The sequence below is a fragment of the Natrarchaeobius versutus genome, from assembly GCF_041205745.1.
GTDB classification, from domain to species: domain Archaea; phylum Halobacteriota; class Halobacteria; order Halobacteriales; family Natrialbaceae; genus Natrarchaeobius; species Natrarchaeobius versutus.
On sequence record NZ_JBGFCC010000009.1, the window covers coordinates 214,067 to 234,403 of the forward strand.

The following is a 20,337-nucleotide window of genomic DNA, read 5'->3' on the forward strand; positions in this document are numbered from 1 at the left end:
CGCCGTCCGCTATTTTGACAACAACCTTTCAACAGCGAGAGAGTCCTCTGCCGTTCACGGCGTTCGCAAGACCACAGGTCTTGCGCGCACACCGGAACTCGTCGAGCTCCGGGGACGTTGACGAGACGCACGCGTCTCGTTCGCACACCAGAAATCTTCGATTTCTGGGGACGTCCGCAGAACGCTTGCGTTCTGATGGGCATCGCAAACCTTCGGTTTGCTCAACGGGCGTGAATCACGTACGCTCCGGTGGGAACCCGTCGTATTACTGCGAGTCGTTCGGTGGTCGTTCCGGCCTACGGGCGACGTAGACCGGCTCAACGATCCGTTCCGGCCGCGACGAGTTCCGACGGCGGGTCACCCGGGAGTTCGTCCCGACCGTGTGGGGCGTCGAACGCAAGGTCGGGGCCTCGAGCGACGATTCGGTTGGGGGTGACGTCCGGGTGGGTCGTGTAGTAGTGTTCTTTGATGTGGCTCATGTTCACCGTCTCGGCGACGCCGGACGTCTTCTCACCTCGGTCGGGAACACCGGTCTGGTACAGATCCCGCAGGTACGGCCAGAGGTTGTCGTACTCGCGGACGTACTGGACGTTACACATGAAGTGGGTGTGATAGACGTTATCGAACCGGACGAGCGTCGTGAACATCGCGACGTCGGCTTCGGTGAGTCGATCCCCGGCGAGGTAGCGCTGGTCTGCGAGCACCGAATCCCAGTGATCGAGCGCCGCAAAGAGATCGTCGACGGCCTCGTCGTACGGTTTCTGGTCGGTCGCGAAACCGGCGCGGTAGACGCCGTTGTTTACGGGTTCGTAGATTTTGTCGATGATCCGGTCGACTTCCTCCCGATATCCCTCGGGGTAGAGGTCCACGTCCCGCGTCGCGTACTCGTCGAACTCGGTGTCGAGCATCCGCATGATCTCTCTGGACTCGTTGTTGACGATGGTGTTCTCGTGGGTGTCCCACAGCACCGGCACCGTCACGCGCCCCGTCGTATTCGGGTCGGCCTCCACGTACAGTTCATACAGGTAGTCAGCGTCGTGAACGTGATCGCGCGTACAGCCCTCTTTTTCGGGGGTGAACTGCCAGCCGTCCTCGGCGCGGTAGGGGTCGACGACCGACACCGAAATCGCGTCCTCGAGTCCCTTCAGCGCCCGAACGACGAGCGTCCGATGTGCCCACGGACACGCATACGAGACGTAGAGGTGGTAGCGGCCGGCCTCGGGCTGGAACTCGGCGTCGGGATCGTCCCGAATCCGACCCCGGAACGTCGTCTCCTGGCGCTGGAAGGAGCCGTCGTCATCGGTGTACTCGCCCGCGTCGGTTCGCCACTCGCCGTCGACGAGCATGTTCATACCGCCCGTACGTGCTCGAGGGTACAAATGACCCCGCTAACGTCGGTGTTACCGCGTTCCGCGACTGCTGGAGATCAAAAAATCAAAACGCCCATGGATGGACTTCGAGGCGTCATCGATCCGCGAAGGTGTCCGCTCGAGGCTTCTTCGTCAGCTACTCGTCATCCTCGCGCGCAGAATGATCCAACAGGACGCCACAGTGAGAACATCGCATCCGATCTGTCCGATTTCGGGCCCCACAGTCAGGACAGTTCACTTTCTCGACCAACTCGTCGCTCTGGAAGAACCCACTCCAACTTGCGAGCAATAAAAAGCCGATGATCATAAAGACCGCCGTGAACCATCCAAACGGACCGCCGGCAACGAACAGCAGGACGACCAACCCAAGGGTCACGGCGCCGAGTGTCGCGAAAATTACCCACTCCTGAGCAGGAGGCATATCCAACACAACGGGGTGAAAATATAAAGATACACTGATAAAAAACACGACTATACGCGGCGTGCGTGGTCTCTTCGATTCCACAGCGACAACCAGACTGTATCAACAGCTTCCCACAAAGGTGCGTTCTTTTAGTATATCCCCCCAATCCAGGCGCCGTTCAGAGTGGTGTTCGAAGGAGCGAGGCGGTGGAATTCGAGGAGCCGTCACCGATCCCCGTCGATCACCGCCACCTCGAGCGGCCCGGTGTCGATCACGATCAGGTAGCCGGCGTACGCAAAGCGGACGGTGACGTCCGCGTTGGACTCGAGGACCGCTGTAAGAGCGCCGGGATCGACGACCTCGTACAGCGGCGGCAACGCCGCTCGGTCGAGGTCTTCACGGGCCGCGATTCGATCGAGTGCCGTAGCGAGTGCTGGATGCATCGTGATCGTCGGGAAGCTGGATAATTCTCGCGGCGAACGTCGACTCGCAGTCCGGACACGTGATCGGTCCGTCGGTCGTCGTCGCGCGGAGGTCGGTTCCGCAATCGCAGTGGATGGTTATTCTCGAGGCCATGACTTTCTCCGTCTGTAGGCCCCGACGCGGCGGAATACAACCCAGCGAGAAAACCGAACGCAATCGCTTCTGGTCCGGCGGGACGTCGGCAGGTCTTTATTTCGCCAACGTCAATGATGGATTGCTCCCGCTATGCGGGGGCTCGTGTACGAGCCGGAGTGCTTGTTGGACGCTTGAACTCCGGCTCGGCGCACTTTCGTGCGCATTCGTTGGGTACGCAATCATCCGTAAAGAACGTTAGGATACTGACCGGTTGGTTCGACTGTTCTAGAGGCAGGGACGGACGGTCGATCGTCGTAACGTAGTCGTAGCGTGTCATAGACGGACTCTCGAGGATTCAGTTCACTCTCTCAGGTACAGATCATTCAGTAATCGTAGTTATCGGCCGATAGGTGTCCTACCAACCAGCGCATCCCTCCAAATGATCGTGATGAATACAGAGCGCGTGTCATGCATTTGCGAACGCTGTTCTCTCAATCGGCAATGCCCAGCAGTTCGCCGACAGCGACCACCGTTCGCCCGATGATAGCGTCCCAGCCTGACCGATAGTGAATACTCCAACCCAAGCGGAAACTCATACTCCTTGCGGAGCTACGGATCGGCCAGCCTTACTGACAGTTTGCGATGGTCTCGAGGTGATGGAACCGCTTACGACAGCTCACGTATTACAGTACGTTGTATACTCTGCATCGAATTCTCGTGGCGGTGGTTGCTGGAATTGTGAACCCATATCCGTCGATGTGTAGGGGTTTTCCAATACGGTCAATAACTCCTCGAATTTGGACAGATCTCCAGTTTCGAGATACTCATCCAATGCCTCTTCGACCAGGTAGTTTCGGGGGATATACCGCGGATTGGATTCTTGCATCAACTCCTCATCTAGGCCGACAGCAGCCAATTTATCCCGAAGCTGTTCGAATTCTGCAGTTGTAAACACCGGGTCATCAAACGTACCAGGCGTCTCTAATTCGAGGAACGTATTGGTATAGTCTGCGTTCGATTTACGAAGCCACCCCAGGAATTCATCGACGAGTTCTTCTTCGCCATCTGAGTTGATCCCCAGTTTCTTCCGCATCATCGTGTCGTATTGCGCATCAAATCGATCCTCAAATTCGTCTAGTTTGACTTTGAGTTCATCATACGTGAGCGCTGATTGTGTACACAGCGGTTGGAGTGCCTCTGCGAACCGTTCGAGATTCCACCGCAAGATTGGTCGTTGGTTTCCGAATGCATATCGCCCGTGCTTGTCGATTGAGCTGAAGACAGTCTCCTCATCATAGTAATTCATGAAGGCACAGGGTCCGTAATCAAATGTTTCTCCATCGACACTCATGTTGTCCGTATTCATCACGCCGTGGATGAATCCGACACGCAGCCAGTCGACAACCATCTCGATCGACGACTGCATGACAGCATCGAAGAAATCGATGTATGGACGATCCGTTGCAGTTAGCTGTGGGTAGTGTCTGTCAATAACGTAGTCAGTGAATCGCTGTAGCTCATCGGCTGCTCGGCCTGCAACGTACTGGAAGGTCCCGTATCGAATGTGGCTGTTCATCACCCGGACGAGAATGGCTCCAGGTTCCGTCCGTCGTCGTCGGATCGCTTCGTCAGTTTCGACGACTGCCAGACTCCTCGATGTTTTGATCTGTAGATTCTGCATCGCATACGAATACAGATACTCTCTGAGCATCGAGCTGACAGTTGCGTTGCCGTCGCCTCTTCCGGAGTACGGCGTTCGACCGGACCCTTTCAGTTGAATATCGTATCTATTACCATCGTGTACATGTTCGCCGAGTATCATCGCTCTCCCATCGCCCAGGACGGTAAAACTGCCAAACTGGTGGCCTGCATATGCTTGGGCGATTGGTTCTTCCAGGAGCTCCTGGCCTGCGAGAATTTCAGCATCGAGCTTCGCTGTATCCAATCCAAGATCAGCACATAGCCCGTCATTGCAAACCAGAATTTCGGGATTAGCGATACTTTTGCGCGTTACTCTCGAGTAGAGGTTCGAGTCTAAATTTTTGTAAGTGGTATCAAATGAAAAGGCCATTTATTTTCATATGATCTTATGATGTCTCCTTTAATAATTTTGCCCTTGGGAATGTTAACAGTCGATCGGAGAGGTTCAAATTGGCGTGTGCTGCATACACGCTCTGGATGTTGCACGCAGTTTCTATAGTAGCCACTGCAAGTCAATGCACACCCGATCGCACGATGGCTGTGCGATCGGTGTGTAAATCGTTGCAGTTGTTACTGTATCGAATTTACGAGAGGCGTTCGATGACAGACTCGAGTCGTTCAGAAGATCCTCGAGTCCGTGACGACGAGAGATCGGCTCTCTCGACTCACTCGACTCCGGGGCGATCTTCAACAACTGTTAAGCGGTCCCGGTAACCACTCGAGGCACATGGCAGACGACGGGGAGCGTCATCGACAGAGTCGCCTGTTCACGGACGACGACGGCGAGTTCGATCCGGACCGCGCACGCGAAGAATCCCTTCCCGTCGAGGACGGCGAGGTGATCGACACGGACGACCTCGCGGACCACCAGCGCTACGTCGAGGGTCGGGGGATCTACGACGAGCGGAACCGGGTCAACGACCTTACTGGCAGGGAGTGGAAGTACGCGACGAAGTCAGTGATCGCCCAGGGCTACCCCCCGGCCGTCCAGCACGACCTTCGGAGCGAACACGGCGGGCAGAAACCCCCGCGCCTCTGCGCCGAGTTGATCGGCCGATTCAGCAAAGCGGGCGACACCGTCCTCGACCCGTTCGCGGGCGTCGGCGGCACTCTCCTTGGGGCGAGTTTCTGCGAGCACGAGGGGACCGGCCTCCGCGAGGCGATTGGCTTCGAGCGCACCGAACGATGGATCGAGATCTACGAGGAAGTCCTCGAGCGCGAGAACGACGAGCGCCGCGAGCGCGGAGAGCCGGTGCTCGCCCCCCAGGAGCTGCGCCACGGCGACTGCGCCGACCTGATCGCGGACGTCCCCGACGACTCGGTCGAGCTCCTGTTGACCGACGTCCCCTACTGGCACATGGACGAACTCGAGCAAACCCGCAACGAGCGGGCGACCCGCGAGAGCAAGTTGGGATCGTTCGACGACGGCTCGAGCGGGGAGGATACCGACCTGACGGGCGAGGGTGGGGGCCTCGAGAGTGCGTCCGCGGAAACGCAGACGAAAGCCGAGTGGCTCGCGGAGATGGCCGAGAAGTTCGATCGCTTTACCGACGCGGTCGCCCCGGACGGCCACCTGGTCGTCTTCATCGGCGACATGTACCGCGAGCAGTCCTACGAGTTCCTCTCGGCCGATCTGGCGCGGGCGATCGAGTCCGCCGCGCCGGTGACGCTCGCGGCGAATCTCGTCTGGTATGACCCCACGAAGGATCTCCACGTCTACGGCTACCCGTTCTCGTTCGTCCCCTCGATGGTCCACCAGAACGTCCTCGTCTTCCGACCGGACGGGGACGAGTAACGCCGTCGGACGACCCGCAGTGACGCCGTCAGACGATCGAATGACGAGAGTCTGACGCGGTTTTATGACCTCTCGGTGTCTCGGTTCAGCCGGCGCGCACCGTGTTATCACCCCCATCCCCCCGTCGCGCGCCGTTTGCGATCACTCCCGTTCACCCCCGCTGGTGATCGAGTGACGACGCCGCTCGGACGCCGACGTCGGCGTTCGTCGGCGATCGGTTCGTGGTTGCCGCCCGGATTGCTGGCGAACGGGTCCCGTCGAACGGAACGGTCTGACGGCCGGTCACGCGACTGGCGGTCTCGACTCGAGACGTCCCGTGACCGACCCTTTCGAACTCGAACTCGTCGCCGTATCCATTCTTCGACCGCTCGGTGAAACCGTCGGCCGTCGATTCGTCACTCGGAAGATCGGCGACTCGGGAGAACTGCGTTCGGACGGACCGCTGTTCTGATCGGCTGTTGTCCGTCTACTCGTCTCTCGGCGTGTCGACGCTTTTTGACGGCATCCGTCTCAGCCGTTGGCCGGCAACAGCGCCGAACGAACGTCCTCGAGTGAGTCCGTTTCGGCGATGATCGCGACCTCGTCGCCGGCCTCGAGTTGGGTGCCGGGAAGCGGGATCGTCAGCGATTCGCGTTCGCGTCCGTGGGCGTAGATTCGGACCGAATCGGGGAGATCGAGTTCGCTCACTCGCTTGCCAACTGCGGGCGAGCCGTCGCGAACGTCGAGAACCGTCAGCTGGAGGTTCGCTGCGAGATCGGTGACGACGTCGAAGTCGCCGCCGAGCATCGCGGTTTTTGCGCCCGCGGCGCCCAGGCGTTCGGGGTAGATGATCTCGTCGACGTCCTCGGCGTACTTCTCGTAGATGTCTTCGCGATAGTCCTCGTCGATCCGAAGCACCGTCCGACAACCGTAGTGTTTTCCGACCATGCAGGCCGCGAAGTTGACGTTGAGATCGGGCGTGAACGCGCCGATCGCGTCGGCATCCTCGATGCCCGCGTCGACGAGCACCTCCTCGTCCGATCCGTCGCCGTGGCGGGCGTCGAACCCGGCCCTCTCGGCGCGTTCGACCCGGTCGGGGTCGTCGTCGAGGACGACCGCGTCGTGGCCCTCTTCGACGAGGATGCGCGCCGTTCGCGAACCGACTCGTCCGTACCCCACGATAACGAATTTCATGCCACGGTGTACACCCCCCGACGACAAATACGTTGGTCCCGGCTCGAGCGGAACGCGAGGTTCGAAGCCCTTATACCCGAACGCTGGGTAGAAACGACCGACTCGCTGGTTCGCGGGCATCAGCGGGCGCCTGCACGGCTTTGCCGCAGGTCGGGATGTGATCCGCGGGGCTCGGCCCCGGTCGGGATTGAACCAGGAAACGCCCGCGGTGATACGCATGGCAAAGAGCTTCTACTCCCACATCAAGGAGGCATGGAAGGACCCCGGCGACGGTAAACTCGGGGAACTACAGTGGCAACGCAAACAGGAGTGGCGCAAACAGGGCGCGATCGAACGGATCGATCGCCCGACGCGACTCGACAAGGCGCGCGAACTCGGCTACAAGGCCAAACAAGGAATCGTCGTCGCTCGCGTCTCCGTCCGCAAGGGGACGGCACGCAAGCAGCGACACAAGGCAGGTCGACGCTCGAAGCGCCAGGGTGTCAACCGCATCGGTCGACGCAAGAACATCCAGCGCATCGGTGAGGAACGGGTCTCCCGGAAGTACCCCAACCTCCGCGTGCTGAACAGCTACTGGGTCGGTGAAGACGGCTCCCAGAAGTGGTTCGAAGTGATCCTCGTCGATCCGAATCACCCGGCGATCGAAAACGACGACGACCTGAACTGGATCTGCGACGACGCCCACCAGAACCGCGCGTTCCGCGGTCTGACGAACGCGGGTACGGCCAACCGTGGCCTGAACACCCGCGGTAAGGGCGCAGAGAAGGTCCGACCGTCGAACACCGGCGGCCAGGGCCGCGCGAAGTAATCGTCCGCGGGCCACACCGATCGATTTTCACTCTTTCGAGAATTGCCAGCGGCCGCTATCGTGGCGGGGACTTATGACTCGAGTCGTCGTAGCGCAGATCATGACACATCACGTCCTCGTTCCCGTCGACGACTCCGACCGATCGACCGACGCACTCGAGTTCGCCTGTCGGGAGTACCCCGACGCTGAGATCACCGCGATCCACGTCATCGACCCGAGCGACTTCTACGCGGCCACCGGCATCGAGGGCGGCGCGATGGCGAACTACGAGGAGATCCAGAAACACCACGAGAACCGTGCCGAGGGGATCTTGGAGCGGGCGACCGAGCAGGCCGCGGCGTTCGATCACGATATCGGGACCGAACAGGTGATCGGTAGCGTCTCGCGTTCGATCGTCGACTACGTCGAGGAACACGACGTCGACCACGTCGTCATCGGGAGCCACGGACGAACCGGTGCGAGCCGAATCCTCCTCGGGAGCGTCGCCGAGAACGTCGCCCGGCGCTCGCCGGTTCCGGTGACGATCGTCAGATAACGGTTTCAGCCGCCGAATGAGTGGGCGATCTCGTTCGTTCTCGTGAGAAATTCGGACAGTGTTTGCCACCCACACGTCTTATCGAGTGAACAGACCCCGAGACGTCGCGAAACCGTGGGTGCTTCCCTCGAATCCGAAGTATGCGTTCGAAGCGCCGACACAGTTATCGGGGCAAATGACGATGGATAAAACGGCGCACACTTACCAGAACAATAATAATTCTGTGCTGAAATACCGTTCCTATGAGTGCCGGTCGGTATACAGATGCCCGTCGCCGAACACGGAAGCTGTTCGAACCGGAGTTAGGGGGGACGGTCGGTTACTACACCGACTGGTTCATCATGGTGCTCATCACCGCCAACGTCGCGGCCGTCATCCTCGAGACGGTCGATGCCGTCGCAGCCGCGTACGCCCCGGTTTTCCACTACTTCGAACTGTTCTCGGTCGCCGTCTTCACCGTCGAGTACCTCGGGCGCGTGTGGGCCGCCGTCGACGACCCGTCGTTCGAAGGACCGATCTCCGGGCGGGTCCGATTCGCGAGTAAGCCCCTGCTCGTCGTGGATCTGATCGCGATTCTTCCGTTTTACCTGTCAGCGGCGGGTATCCAGGCCGATCTTCGATTCCTCCGTGCGCTCCGACTGGTGCGTCTGTTCCGACTGTTAAAACTCGCGCGGTACTCGACGGCCATGCGATCGTTCGGATTGGTGTTCTACGAGAAAAAGGAGAAGCTCGTTCTCGCGCTGTTTGCGAACCTGATGCTGTTGACGCTGGCCTCGAGTGTGATGTACTACGTCGAGCACCCACACCAGCCGGAGGTTTTCTCGTCGATCCCCGCCTCGTTTTACTGGGGGTTCATCACGTTGACGACCGTCGGCTACGGCGACGTCACGCCAATCACCCCCCTGGGACAGTTCCTGACCGGACTCATCGCCCTGTTGGGCATCGGGCTGTTCGCACTGCCGGCGTCGATCCTCGCGGCGGGGTTTATGGAGCAGACCGACGACGAGGCGGAGTACGAGTACTGTCCTCACTGCGGAGAACGGTTGAAGTAGGCGGTGGTTCATCCCTCGGCGTCGACCGCAGTGGCGGGTGTGACGTCTCGAGGAAACTCCGGACTACCAATGTGAACGTTTGACACACGGTCGAACATACGAGCAGTTAGGTCCCGATCACGACTCGACTCGAGTATGGACTCAGACAGTGAATCCGATGCCAGCCCCGAATCCGATGCCGACGCCCGGGTCGCCTTCGTTTGCGTCCAGAACGCCGGACGAAGTCAGATGGCGACCGCGTTCGCCGAGCGCGAGCGGACGAACCGAGACCTCGAGGTCGAGATCGTTTCCGGCGGAACGAGACCCGCCGACGCCGTCCACGACGTCGTCGTCGAGGTTATGGCCGACGCGGGAATCGACCTCTCGAGTCGCGTCCCCCAGGCCGTCTCCGAAGAGACTCTCGAGACCTGTGACGTCGTCGCCACGATGGGCTGTTCGACGCTCGAACTCGACGCCGAGACGGACGTCCGCGACTGGGACCTAACCGACCCCCACGGCGAGGACGAAGAGCGGGTCGAGGAGATTCGCGACGAAGTCGAGAGTCACGTCGAGGCGTTGTTCGACGACCTCGAGGTGGATGTACTCGAGGAACGCGAACTCGAGTGACGGCGATGCGGTTGGTGGTTGCGACGAGTAACCCTCGAAACGACGATTTCGAGCAACGGAGGATGGACTCGAGCCGGCTGAGTACTTGCCAGAGCTCGTCGATCAGCGCCTCGAGTCGCTCTCGAGACATTTCGACGGCCGCGACAGTTCCGAACAACAGATTTACAACAATTCTTTGAGCAGTAACGGGGACGTAGTAGCTCGCCCTCATGCCCTCCAAAACGGATCTTCGACCCGATTACGTCTTCGACGCGCCGCGCTCGATTGTCACGGCCCTTCGAACGCGCCCGTCGGTGATCGCACTCTTCGTCGGTCTCGCCGTCGTGTTCGTCGGGTTCGCCGAACTGTTCGAGGCGTATCGCCCGCAGTTCGTCGCCGTCTTCTCCCAACTCACACCCTCGCTGTTCGACGGGCGGTACGTCTTCCGGCCGCGTACGCCGCTCGTCGCCGCGGCCGCGTCCACGGGCATCCTCGCCCTCGGATGGGCGGTCGCGTTCTCCTGTGCGACGAGCGTCTATCGGCTTTCCGGCGTCGACGGCCGGTCGGCGTCGCTTCTCACCGACCTCTCTCGAGGGGGCGCGACGAGCCTCCGTGCGTTCGCGTTTCTCCTGGCCGCGGCGGGGGCGGTCGGCGCCGGCCTGCTGGCGCTCGTCGTTCCGGGCGTCGTCCTCACGATCAGGCTGTTCGTCGGACTACCCGTTCTCGTTCTCGAGGATCGGTCGGTTCGCGCCGCGATACGCGAGAGTTGGCGGGCGACCGCCGGCCACGAGGTCGGTATCGGCCTGATCGTTGCGGGACTGGGCGCGGCGGCGGTCGTTCTCTCACAGGTCCCAGCTGTCGGCCCCGCCGCGGCGTTCGTCGTCGTCGGCTCGGCCGGCGTCGCCGCGAGCGTGCTCGTCTACGACGCACTCGAGTGATCGATTGGCGTTGTGATCTATAGTAGCCATTGCAGGTCTTGCACACCTGCTCGCCAGACGAAAAGCGCGGTTCGGAGCGTGCGCGGTTCGGAGCGAGCGCGGTTCGGAGCGAGTGAAACGAGCGAGAACCGCGGAAAAGCGAACGGGGAACCCAGTGACCCGTGAGCTCGGCGATCGGTGTGTACCTCGTTGCAGTTGTTACTATAGAAGAAACAGTCGCTCCGATGCTCAGTATTCGTATTTAACTGCCGCCAGATGGCGTTCAATTGAACGGGTTATCGGGCGTTTCCAACCGACTGATCCCTTCGACGGCATCGAAATCGTCGTCGAACGAGTACACGTACTCGACCCCTTCGCGTTCCATGTACGCGGCGATCGATGCGTCGCCGAATGAGAGCCCGTCGTACGTCTCGAACAGTTCGAGCGCTCGCGTGAAGTCTTTCTGTGCAGTGTGGTGTATCTCGAACCCGGCAGATTCGTTCAGCCGAGCGTACGTTTCGCGTGCCTTCTTGTGGCGACTGCGGTTGTGAATCCAGTTCAGCGTTTCGAGAACGACGTAATCGGTCACGCGCCCCACCGGCAGATCACCATGGTCCATTCCCCGAACGATCTCCATCGCAACGTCGTGGTGGCGATCGTCCGTATCGGCCATTCCGACGAGTACGGCCGTATCAACGAGCACAACGACCATCAGCGATCCTCGGAGAACGCGGCATCTGCATCGTGGCCCGCGAGATCGTGGCTCTCGAGGCCATCGCCTCCCATCGAAACGGGCTCGAAGTCGTCGAACGCGCCGTGTCGCTGCTTGACGACCTCGACGGAGAGATTCCCGTCGTCGTCGACGTCCCACTGAATCTTGTCGCCGGCCTCGATATCGAGACGTCGACGCAACGACGCCGGAATGGTTACCATCCCCCGATCGCTGACCGTCGTTTCTTCGGGGACATCTTCGGTTGCCATAGTCGCCGATACAGCCTCCCGATCAATACATGTTGCGCCACATGTGGTGTCGCCGGTCACGACATGACTCGAGTTGGGAATCCGGTTACGTTTCGCGTCTCGCGTCGTCGGTCAGACGGTCGTGAGCGAGCCGACTGGCGCGTCCGTTCGCTCGCGTGCGCGTTCGATGCCGTCCTCGCCGGCCGCAATGAGCGCGAAGACGCCGGCGACGTCGGCGTCGGCGGTCTCGACGATGTCCAACAGGAGTTCCTGGGTCTCGCCCGAACGGATGAGGTCGTCGACGACCAGCACCGACTCGCCGGAGTCGATCGCCGACTCCGGGAGGTAGTAGGTCAGCTGGATGCCGGACTCGAGGCGTTCGCGGGCCTCGATGAACTCCTCGACGGCGGTCTCCTTTCGCTTTTTGGCGTAGGCACACCGGGTGCCGTAGTAGCTCGCGAGCGAGGCGGCGAGCGTGATGCCGTCGGTTGCGGCGGTGAGGACGACGTCAGGTCGACCGAAGTCGAAGCCGTTTGCGACGACCGGCGCAACGAGGTCGAGAAACGGTTGATCGAAGACGGTGGCTGTGTTGTCGACGTAGCCCTCGTCGTCGACGCGGATGCGGGCGTCGAGCTCTTCGGCCAGCGCCTCCCGTCCGAGGTCCTCGACGACTTCGCCCGCGCGGTCGACGCCGGGGAGAACGTGACCGTTTACGTACCGGTTGAGGTCGCCGGCGGGAAGGCCGGTGGTGGCGGCCAGCTCGTCGTACGTTCGCGTCTCCTTTAGCATCCGCAACACGTCGACGGCGCGCAACTGGAGGGCGGCCTTCTCGGCGCGGTTCATACTCGATGTGCAGTCTTCCACAATTATGGTGGTTTCGATGTCTTCATCCTACCGATATATCCACTACGCTGTATCGAATCGGTTCGAGTTCAGGAACATCTCGAGCCATCGTGGGTCAGCGCGGATACAGGCACCACCCTTTTCGCCGTCACCGACGCACCTGGGATTGTGTCCAACGAACGACCCACCGCCGAGGAGTTACGACAGGGGATCACGGTCGAGATCGTCCAGGGCGACCAGGACGTTCGGTCTGAGGATCGGGAACCGGTCGTCGGAGAGGTGGCGACGATCTACGAGGATACCCCCGAGGGGCCGGAAGTCGAACTCAAAAACGGCGTCGTCGGTCACGTTCAGTCGGTCGTTCACGACGAGTAAGCGGAACTGTTCTCCGGCGAGAGCCGACCGGTCGTAAACGACTGGGTCGTCTGCCAGCCCAAGCGATTTCCGTTCCGGCGTGGACCTCGAGCCATGGCCGACTCGGGCCCGTTTGCACTGGTACGTGACGTGACCGCCGTGGCGCGCGAACGCCAGATCAGCGTCAAATCAGCGGGGCTGGCATACCACGCGTTCAACACGCTGGTCCCGCTGGTCATCCTGTTGCTCGTCGGTGCGAGCCTGCTCGATTCGCTCGAGCCGTTGCTCGAGTCCCTGGAAGCCGCAAGCGGGCTCGAGGGGATGGTGACCGATGGCGGGATGGACGAGGTGGCCGGCGCTGGCGTCGATCGAACGCGGGCGGCGTTGCTCGCGCTGGTAGTTCTGTTGTGGAGTGCGACCCGCCTGTTTCAGGCAGTCAACAGTGCGTTCACCGGCGTTTACGGCTCGAGGCGAGGGGAGTCGTACGCGAACACGGCCGTGACGGTCGCGCTCGTGACCGCGTTCGGCGTCGCCCTCGTGACGGCGACGGTCGCGGTGGCCATCGCACTGGTCAGCGTCGTCGGCGTGAGCCTGTCGGTACTCGTCGGCGGTCCCCTGGCGACGGTCGCGAGCGCGGTCGTCCTCGCCGTGCTCTTGACCGTCGTCTTCGTTCCGATGTACTACCTGTTTCCCCAGTCGGACGTCTCCGTCGCCGAGGTGCTTCCGGGGACCGTCTTCGCCGCCCTCTCCTGGACCGTCCTCGCCGTTGGATTCCGGATCTACGTCGCGACATCCGAGAGCGTCGCACTCTTTGGCATCGCGGGAGCTCTCTTGCTCGTGTTGACGTGGGTCTACTTCGGCGGGCTCTGTCTCTTGCTCGGGGCGGTCTTGAACGCCGTCCTCGCGGACCGTGTCGATCCCGAGGAGGGCTGGGTACCAATGGACGAGATGTGGTCGAAGTACGCGTGACCCGCGGCTGGATTCGGAGGGGAGACGCGCTTTCTCTCGAGGGCCGTGCGTTCGCTGACCCCACAAATCGGATCGGTTCGTCTGCTCGGCCTCGGCCGGACCGATGCTTTCTATCGCCCCGAGTTCGTACGGACGGTAAATGGTCACTGCATCGATCGACGACGCCCACCTTCTCGTGGCGAAATCTGACGCCCCGGTCGGGGATCTCACCTCGAGCGATGAATCTGACGATCCGGTTCGTTCTGGGGTGGACGACGTCGCCGACACCGTGACCACGGTCGAAACCGTAGACGGCGCACTCGAGCAGGTCTCGAACGGCTCGATCGACTGCGTAGTTGTGGGACGACGGCTGGCCGACCGGAGCGGACTCGAGTTGGTCGAGGCGATCAGAGAACGCGATTCGACGCTCCCGATCGTCCTGGCTCCCCTCGACGGCGACGAATCGCTGGCCAGTGAGGCGATCACTGCCGGAGTGACGGAGTACGCTCCCGCCGATCGGAGCGCTGAGGAACGCAGTCGGACGATCGAACGCGCGATCGAGACCGGTCGCCGGCGACATCGGCGTCGGTCGCGGGCTCGGGGGTTCGCGGCGGTGTTCGAGGATAGCGAGGTTCAGTCCTGGCTCCTCGAGCCCGACGGCCGCGTGCGCCGGGCGAACGAGCGAGCCCTCGAGGCGGTCGGTGCGACCGAGACCGACGTCGTCGGTCGCCCCTTTCCCGACGTGTCGCCGTGGCGCGAGCGCGACGACGAGCGGGCGGCGATCCGTGAGGCATTCGAGGCGGCGGCGGACGGAGACGCCGTTCGGCGGGAGCTTCCGTGGACCGTCTCCGACGAGGCCGACCGCTCCGGGAGCGCTTCTGCCGGGGCGGATCGGACGGATGGTGGGCGATCCCGAACCCTGTCGGTCACGGTCCGACCCGTTCGAGACGGGGACGGAACCGTCACCTCGGTGCTCGTCCGGGCGGAGGACGTAACCGAGCGCGCCGGACTCGAGCGCGAGCTTCGCGAGTCCGAGGAACTCCACCGCGTGACGCTCAACAACATGACCGATACCGTCCTCGTCACGGACGACGACGGCGAGTTCACGTACGTCTGTCCGAACGTCCACTTCATCTTCGGCTACGACGACGCGGAGATCCACGAGATGGGCTCGATCGACGAACTGCTCGGACCGGGACTGTTCGATCGCGACGAGCTCGCCGAAGAGGGCGTGCTGACGAACATCGAGTGTACGGCGACGGACAAAACCGGACGGGAGCACACCCTACTCGTAAACGTCCGTGAGGTGTCGATTCAGGGCGGAACGACGCTGTACAGTTGCCGAGACGTCACGAAACGCAAACGTCGCGAGGAGGCGCTCACCGCACTTCACCGAACGACCAGACGGCTACTCTACGCCGAAACCGACCGCGAGATCGCCGATCTCGTCGTGGGAGACGCCACGGACATCCTCGATCTCGAGGCGAGCGGGGTCTATCTCTTCGAGACGGACGACAACGTCCTCAGGCCGGCCGCACACTCCTCCGGGATGGCGGAACTCCACGGCCCGCTGTCGGCCGAACGCGTCGGTGACGAGAACGTCCCCGGAACCGTCTTCCTCGAGGGAAAGAGTCAATTCTTCGAGGACGTAACCGGCGCCGCGGCGCTCTCGAGCCCGACGACGGACGTCAGAAGCGCCGCGTTCGTTCCGCTCGGCGATCACGGCGTGTTCGTCGCGGGTTCGTCGTCTGCGGGCGAGTTCGACGACGTCTCCCGGGAACTGACTGACTTGCTGGCGGCGACGGCCGAAGCGGCCCTCGACCGGGTCGAACGCGAGCGGGCGCTCCGGGAACGCGACCGGGAACTCAAGCGGCGCAACCACCAGCTCACCCGACTCAATCGAATCAACGAACTCATCCGTGAAATCGACACCGCGCTGGTCCAGGCGGAGACGCGCGAGGAGATCGAACGAGCGGTCTGTGACCGACTCACCGCGGCTGATCGATTCTCCGTCGCCTGGATCGGTGCGTCCGACGGCGGCGGAGACCATCTCGAAGTGCGCGCCTACGGCGGTTCACGGCGGGGTCGGGAGTACCTCGATAACGTCTCGCTATCGCTTACCGGCGACGCGGCGGAGCCGGCCGTCCGGGCGGCGACCGACCGCGAGGTCACCGTCGTCTCGAACGTCGTCGAAGGGTTACGCGACGAACGCTGGCGGGGCGAGGCCCTCGCCGCGGAGTACCAGTCGGTCCTCGGCGTTCCGCTGTCCTACGACGAATTCACGTACGGCGTGCTGACGGTGTACGCCGATCGCCCGGAGGCGTTCGACGACGTGACGCGAACGGTCTTCGAGGAACTCGGTGAGACGATCGCCTCCGCCATCGCCGCAGTCGAGCGAAAGAGTGCGCTCCTCTCTGGCTCGGGTAACCGCCTCGAGTTCGCCGTTCGGGACGACAGCTTCGTCTTCACCCGACTCGCCGAACGGGCGGACTGTACGCTCTCGTTCGACGGCGGTATCCAACAACACGACGACGGGGCGACGGTGTTTGCGACGGTCGAGGGGGCGGCGCCGGCAGACGTCGTGGAGGCGGCGGCGGCGCTCGTCGCCGTGGACGACGCCCAGGTCGTCGACGCGGCCGCTTCCTCGACCGATGAGGGTGAACCTGCCGGCGGAACCGTTCGCCTCGTACTCAGCCGGCCGTTTTTCGCCCTCCGTCTCGCCGACCACGGGATCGTCTTACGGCGCGTCGAGGCGACGCCGTCGATGGCACGCGTCGTCGTAGACGTTCCGAGCTCCGTCGACGCCCGCGAGAGCGCGGACGTCGTCTCGAGCGAGTTCGAGGACGTCGACCTCCGCTCGAAACAGACCGTCGACCGTACGATGCGGTCTAACGGACGAATGGAGCTACTCGACGGCCTCACCGACCGACAACTCGAGGTCGTTCAACTCGCGTACTACGGCGGTTACTTCGAATCACCACGTACCCGGTCGGGCGAAGACGTTGCGGAGACACTCGAGATTTCACCGGCGGCGTTCTATCAGCACGTACGAACTGTCCAGCGAAAGCTCTTCGAGGCGCTGTTCGACGGAACGGGTCGTCCCGCAGACGGCGAGGCGTAGTTGAATAGTGAACTCCACTTCCGAATAGAGGCTAGATACTCAACGAACACCCTCATCTTAATATCCCTAATATTCCTAAATGCGACGATCGCGACTGCGATTCGCTCGTCGACGATATCCATGAAAGACGTCCAACTCGATCCCAACGAAGAATCGACTTACGAGTGTTTCGACTGCGGTACGGTCGTCATCGCATCGGCACCAGAAGCGTGTCCCAAGTGTGGTGCCGACATGCGCAATCGACGAACACCGATCGAGTAGCGATGGCTTCCGACCAACGTCCTTCGACAGTCGGTGACCAGCGGGACCCGTCGAACGCCGAGCCGGAGACCGCACTCGAGACCGCCCGCCGACAACTCTCTCGGGCGGGATCGAATCTCGAGATCGACGACGCGATCCACGAGCGCCTTCGCCACCCGACGGCGGTCCACGAGGTGACCGTTCCACTCGAGCGCGACGACGGATCGGTCGAGGTCTTCACCGGGTATCGCGCCCAACACGACAGCGTTCGCGGGCCGTACAAGGGCGGTCTCCGGTACCATCCAGCGGTCACCCGCGACGAGTGTGTCGGGTTGGCGATGTGGATGACCTGGAAGTGTGCGGTGATGGATCTTCCCTTCGGCGGTGCCAAGGGAGGGATCGTCGTCGATCCGAAATCGCTGAGCGACGACGAGAAAGAACGCCTCACGCGTCGATTCACTCAGGAGATGCGACGAGTAATCGGCCCGACGCGGGACATCCCGGCGCCGGACATGGGAACGGACCCACAGACGATGGCGTGGCTGATGGACGCCTACAGCATGCAGGAGGACGAAACGATCCCGGGCGTCGTCACCGGCAAACCCCCCGCGATCGGCGGCTCCGAGGGGAGAGAACGGGCGCCCGGACGAAGCGTCGCAATCGTCACGCGTGAGACGTGTGCGTACTACGAGTATCCGCTCTCGGAGACGACCGTTGCCATTCAGGGGTTCGGGAGCGTCGGCGCCAACGCGGCCCGCCTGCTGGAGGAGTGGGGCGCGACGGTCGTCGCGGTCAGCGACGTCAACGGCGCTGTCTACGATCCCGAGGGACTCGACGTCGGAGCGATCCCCTCCCACGACGAGGAGCCCGAGGCCGTCACCCGCTACGCGGAAGAAACCGACGTTGCCCGGCTCTCGAACGCCGACTTGCTCGAGCTGGACGTCGACGTCCTCGTCCCGGCCGCCGTCGGCAACGTCCTCACGGAGGACAACGCTGACGCGGTCGACGCCGACATCGTCGTCGAGGGCGCGAACGGTCCGACCACGTTCGCCGCCGACGCGATCCTCGAGGAACGTGGGATCGAGGTCATCCCCGACATCCTCGCGAACGCCGGCGGCGTGACCGTCAGCTACTTCGAGTGGCTCCAGGATATCAACCGACGACGATGGTCGCTCGAGCAGGTCCACGAGGAACTCGAGTCCGAGATGGTGACGGCCTGGAACGCAGTCCGCGAGGAGGTCGAACAACGGGACGTCACCTGGCGCGACGGGGCGTACGTCGTCGCGCTCTCGCGAATCGCCGAGGCCCACGAGATCCGCGGTCTCTGGCCCTGATATCCGCGACCCTCGTCAACCGCGAGATCGCACCGCGTGAGACACCCCCCGTCTTTCAAGAGCGTCGTGATGGTACGTCCGTACGTGTCCGCGAACGGATCCATCACCCTCGTCCCGGGCGTCCACTACTCCGCGAGCCACTGCCGTCGTGTCCGGCGTGCGATTCGCGAGGTCGAACCGGATCTCGTCGCGGTCGAACTCGACGTCCGCCGGTTCGAGTACTTCGATCGAGACATCGATCCGTCGTTCGCCGACCTCGCTCGAGCCGTGACCCCGATCCCCGCGGTGATCTACACCGCGTTTCGAACCATCCAACGGACGGTGGGCCGACTCTACGGGCTCGACCTCGAAACGACCGACATGGCCGTCGCGATCGAAACCGCCGCCGAACTCGAGATCGACGTTGCGCTCGTCGACGATCCGCTCGGGAAGACGCTCTCGGCAGTCGCCTCCCGGATCGGACCGGCGACGATCCCGAGGGTTGTGATCCGGGCCGCTCGTCCCGATCCGGGTCGACGAGTCGACGCGTTCGCCCCGCTCTCGACCCCGCTCGAGGAGATCGAACACGGCGACGACGTCCAGCCGGCGATCGACATCTTGCGCCGGGTCGTCCCCGAACTCGCCGAGGTGTTGATCGATCGTCGGGACCGTGCGATGGCCGAACGCCTCCACGCGCTCCGACTCGAGGGATACGACGTCGTCGCGGTCGTCGGCGTCGGTCATCACAACGGCGTCCGGCGAACGCTCCAGTCACTCGAGGGGCGCGAAGATCTTCGAAGCGTCACCGTACCGATCCGGTCACCGTCCGGTTCCTCGAGACGAATCCCGATCGACTGAAACGGTTTACTGTCTGTCAGTTCCGGTGAGACCAGATACGGTTTACTGTCGGCCATTTCTGTTGAGGATGTAACCCGCGCGGCGGTCCCACCGGTACGTCGCGACAGTAATCCGTATAGCTCGTTTCCGACGTTCACTCGCCGGTCTCGAGGTACTCGATCGCCTCCCGGTCGCTCACCTGGCCGAAGTCGCGATAGTACTGGCCCACCGCACGGAAGTTCCCCGGCGTCCGGAGCGCGATCACGTCGTCGGCGTCCGACCGCAACGCTTCGACGGCACTCGGCGAGCCGACCGGCACCGCCAGCACGACGGCCGCGGCATCACCCGCTCGCACCTGGCGAAGACAGGCGGTCGCGGTCGCGCCGGTCGCCACGCCGTCGTCGACGACGATCACTCGTTTCCCCTCGAGATTCGGCATGTCCTCTGCGTTTCGGTACCGATCCGCCTTCTGCCGCGCGTTTTCCGCCTCCGTCGTGCGGACATCCTCGAGATACTGTTCGCCGACGCCGAGCTGGGCGATCAGGTCGTCGTTTCGCCAGACCGTGCCGTCGCTCGCGACTGCGCCGAGTGCCAGTTCGGGGTTGTTCGGCGCCCCCATCTTCCGGGCGACGACGACGTCGAGCTCCGCCTCGAGCGCGTCGGCGACCGGTCGGGCGACGGGTAACGCTCCCCGGGGAATAGCGAGGACGAGGTCGGCGTCGATTCCCTGGCGCTCGAGCTCCGTCGCGAGTCGTTTCCCGGCGTCGGTTCTATCCGCGAACATGGTTCTGTGAAACTACGAGGTCCACGTACTATGATCTGTC

At 62.5% G+C, this 20,337-nt stretch carries 23 protein-coding genes; 13 read left to right on the forward strand and 10 right to left on the reverse strand.

What is annotated here, in order from left to right; translation table 11 throughout:
- Nucleotides 1–317: 317 nt before the first annotated feature.
- The 5 genes from AB7C87_RS19460 to AB7C87_RS19480 form a co-directional block, all read right to left on the reverse strand.
- Entirely contained in the window at nt 318–1,352 is a 1,035-nt protein-coding gene (locus tag AB7C87_RS19460; RefSeq protein WP_369731159.1) for a glutathione S-transferase family protein, read from the reverse strand.
- A gap of 154 nt (nt 1,353–1,506) precedes the next feature.
- On the reverse strand, nt 1,507–1,791 hold the full coding sequence (locus AB7C87_RS19465; protein ID WP_369731160.1) for a zinc ribbon domain-containing protein: 285 nt from the start codon (nt 1,789–1,791) through the stop codon (nt 1,507–1,509).
- Between the two features lie 206 nt (nt 1,792–1,997).
- Complete coding sequence (locus tag AB7C87_RS19470; RefSeq protein ID WP_369731161.1) at nt 1,998–2,216, reverse strand: HalOD1 output domain-containing protein; 219 nt, start codon at nt 2,214–2,216, stop codon at nt 1,998–2,000.
- Entirely contained in the window at nt 2,170–2,349 is a 180-nt protein-coding gene (locus AB7C87_RS19475; RefSeq protein WP_369731162.1) for a hypothetical protein, read from the reverse strand. Before AB7C87_RS19475 ends, AB7C87_RS19470 begins: the two co-directional genes overlap by 47 nt.
- A 658-nt stretch (nt 2,350–3,007) precedes the next feature.
- The gene (locus AB7C87_RS19480) at nt 3,008–4,402 is read right to left on the reverse strand and encodes a protein adenylyltransferase SelO (RefSeq protein ID WP_369731163.1); all 1,395 of its coding nucleotides are present in this window, start codon (nt 4,400–4,402) and stop codon (nt 3,008–3,010) included.
- 357 nt (nt 4,403–4,759) lie between these two features.
- On the opposite strand from AB7C87_RS19480, the gene AB7C87_RS19485 reads away from it, so the two are divergent.
- Complete coding sequence (locus AB7C87_RS19485; RefSeq protein ID WP_369731164.1) at nt 4,760–5,827, forward strand: DNA methyltransferase; 1,068 nt, start codon at nt 4,760–4,762, stop codon at nt 5,825–5,827.
- Nucleotides 5,828–6,143: 316 nt separating this feature from the next.
- Entirely contained in the window at nt 6,144–6,278 is a 135-nt protein-coding gene (locus tag AB7C87_RS19490) for a hypothetical protein (RefSeq protein ID WP_369731165.1), read from the forward strand.
- Nucleotides 6,279–6,337: 59 nt separating this feature from the next.
- Here the strand turns inward: AB7C87_RS19490 and AB7C87_RS19495 are convergent, their stop codons facing one another.
- The gene (locus AB7C87_RS19495) at nt 6,338–7,000 is read right to left on the reverse strand and encodes a potassium channel family protein (RefSeq protein WP_369731166.1); all 663 of its coding nucleotides are present in this window, start codon (nt 6,998–7,000) and stop codon (nt 6,338–6,340) included.
- Nucleotides 7,001–7,217: 217 nt separating this feature from the next.
- Here AB7C87_RS19495 and AB7C87_RS19500 point away from each other — a divergent pair, with 217 nt between their 5' ends.
- The 5 genes from AB7C87_RS19500 (at nt 7,218) to AB7C87_RS19520 (ending at nt 10,918) form a co-directional block, all read left to right on the forward strand.
- Nucleotides 7,218–7,808, forward strand: a complete 591-nt coding sequence (locus tag AB7C87_RS19500) for a 50S ribosomal protein L15e (RefSeq protein ID WP_369731167.1) — start codon at nt 7,218–7,220, stop codon at nt 7,806–7,808.
- Between the two features lie 100 nt (nt 7,809–7,908).
- On the forward strand, nt 7,909–8,343 hold the full coding sequence (locus AB7C87_RS19505) for a universal stress protein (RefSeq protein ID WP_369731168.1): 435 nt from the start codon (nt 7,909–7,911) through the stop codon (nt 8,341–8,343).
- A 242-nt stretch (nt 8,344–8,585) separates the two neighbouring features.
- Nucleotides 8,586–9,395, forward strand: a complete 810-nt coding sequence (locus AB7C87_RS19510) for an ion transporter (RefSeq protein WP_369731169.1) — start codon at nt 8,586–8,588, stop codon at nt 9,393–9,395.
- Nucleotides 9,396–9,530: 135 nt separating this feature from the next.
- A complete protein-coding gene (locus AB7C87_RS19515) occupies nt 9,531–10,001 on the forward strand; it encodes an arsenate-mycothiol transferase ArsC (protein WP_369731170.1) in 471 nt (156 codons plus the stop codon).
- Nucleotides 10,002–10,210: 209 nt separating this feature from the next.
- Nucleotides 10,211–10,918, forward strand: coding sequence for a hypothetical protein (locus tag AB7C87_RS19520; RefSeq protein ID WP_369731171.1), 708 nt, complete (start codon nt 10,211–10,213; stop codon nt 10,916–10,918).
- Between the two features lie 262 nt (nt 10,919–11,180).
- Here AB7C87_RS19520 and AB7C87_RS19525 read toward each other — a convergent pair whose 3' ends face one another.
- From AB7C87_RS19525 to AB7C87_RS19535, 3 genes are all read right to left on the reverse strand, one after another.
- Nucleotides 11,181–11,609 (reverse strand): type II toxin-antitoxin system VapC family toxin, encoded by a 429-nt coding sequence (locus AB7C87_RS19525; RefSeq protein ID WP_369731172.1) that lies wholly within the window; start codon nt 11,607–11,609, stop codon nt 11,181–11,183.
- Nucleotides 11,609–11,878, reverse strand: coding sequence for an AbrB/MazE/SpoVT family DNA-binding domain-containing protein (locus AB7C87_RS19530; protein ID WP_369731173.1), 270 nt, complete (start codon nt 11,876–11,878; stop codon nt 11,609–11,611). The genes AB7C87_RS19525 and AB7C87_RS19530 overlap by 1 nt, the downstream gene beginning before the upstream one ends.
- A 111-nt stretch (nt 11,879–11,989) precedes the next feature.
- A complete protein-coding gene (locus AB7C87_RS19535) occupies nt 11,990–12,700 on the reverse strand; it encodes a phosphoribosyltransferase family protein (protein WP_369731174.1) in 711 nt (236 codons plus the stop codon).
- 168 nt (nt 12,701–12,868) lie between these two features.
- Here AB7C87_RS19535 and AB7C87_RS19540 point away from each other — a divergent pair, with 168 nt between their 5' ends.
- The 6 genes from AB7C87_RS19540 (at nt 12,869) to AB7C87_RS19565 (ending at nt 19,534) form a co-directional block, all read left to right on the forward strand.
- Nucleotides 12,869–13,075 carry a DUF2196 domain-containing protein gene (locus tag AB7C87_RS19540; protein ID WP_369731175.1) on the forward strand — a complete coding sequence of 69 codons (207 nt, stop codon included), beginning with the start codon at nt 12,869–12,871 and terminating at the stop codon, nt 13,073–13,075.
- A 93-nt stretch (nt 13,076–13,168) separates the two neighbouring features.
- Entirely contained in the window at nt 13,169–14,023 is an 855-nt protein-coding gene (locus AB7C87_RS19545; protein WP_369731176.1) for a YihY/virulence factor BrkB family protein, read from the forward strand.
- 139 nt (nt 14,024–14,162) lie between these two features.
- Entirely contained in the window at nt 14,163–17,123 is a 2,961-nt protein-coding gene (locus AB7C87_RS19550) for a bacterio-opsin activator domain-containing protein (RefSeq protein WP_369731177.1), read from the forward strand.
- Between the two features lie 120 nt (nt 17,124–17,243).
- Nucleotides 17,244–17,384 (forward strand): rubrerythrin-like domain-containing protein, encoded by a 141-nt coding sequence (locus AB7C87_RS19555; protein WP_369731178.1) that lies wholly within the window; start codon nt 17,244–17,246, stop codon nt 17,382–17,384.
- 2 nt (nt 17,385–17,386) lie between these two features.
- Nucleotides 17,387–18,697, forward strand: a complete 1,311-nt coding sequence (gene gdhB / locus AB7C87_RS19560; protein ID WP_369731179.1) for a glutamate dehydrogenase GdhB — start codon at nt 17,387–17,389, stop codon at nt 18,695–18,697.
- A gap of 69 nt (nt 18,698–18,766) precedes the next feature.
- Nucleotides 18,767–19,534: a TraB/GumN family protein gene (locus tag AB7C87_RS19565; RefSeq protein ID WP_369731180.1), complete on the forward strand. Its 768-nt coding sequence runs from the start codon at nt 18,767–18,769 to the stop codon at nt 19,532–19,534.
- Nucleotides 19,535–19,667: 133 nt separating this feature from the next.
- On the opposite strand, the gene AB7C87_RS19570 is transcribed toward AB7C87_RS19565, so the two are convergent.
- The gene (locus AB7C87_RS19570; RefSeq protein WP_369731181.1) at nt 19,668–20,297 is read right to left on the reverse strand and encodes a phosphoribosyltransferase; all 630 of its coding nucleotides are present in this window, start codon (nt 20,295–20,297) and stop codon (nt 19,668–19,670) included.
- Between the last annotated feature and the right edge of the window lie 40 nt (nt 20,298–20,337).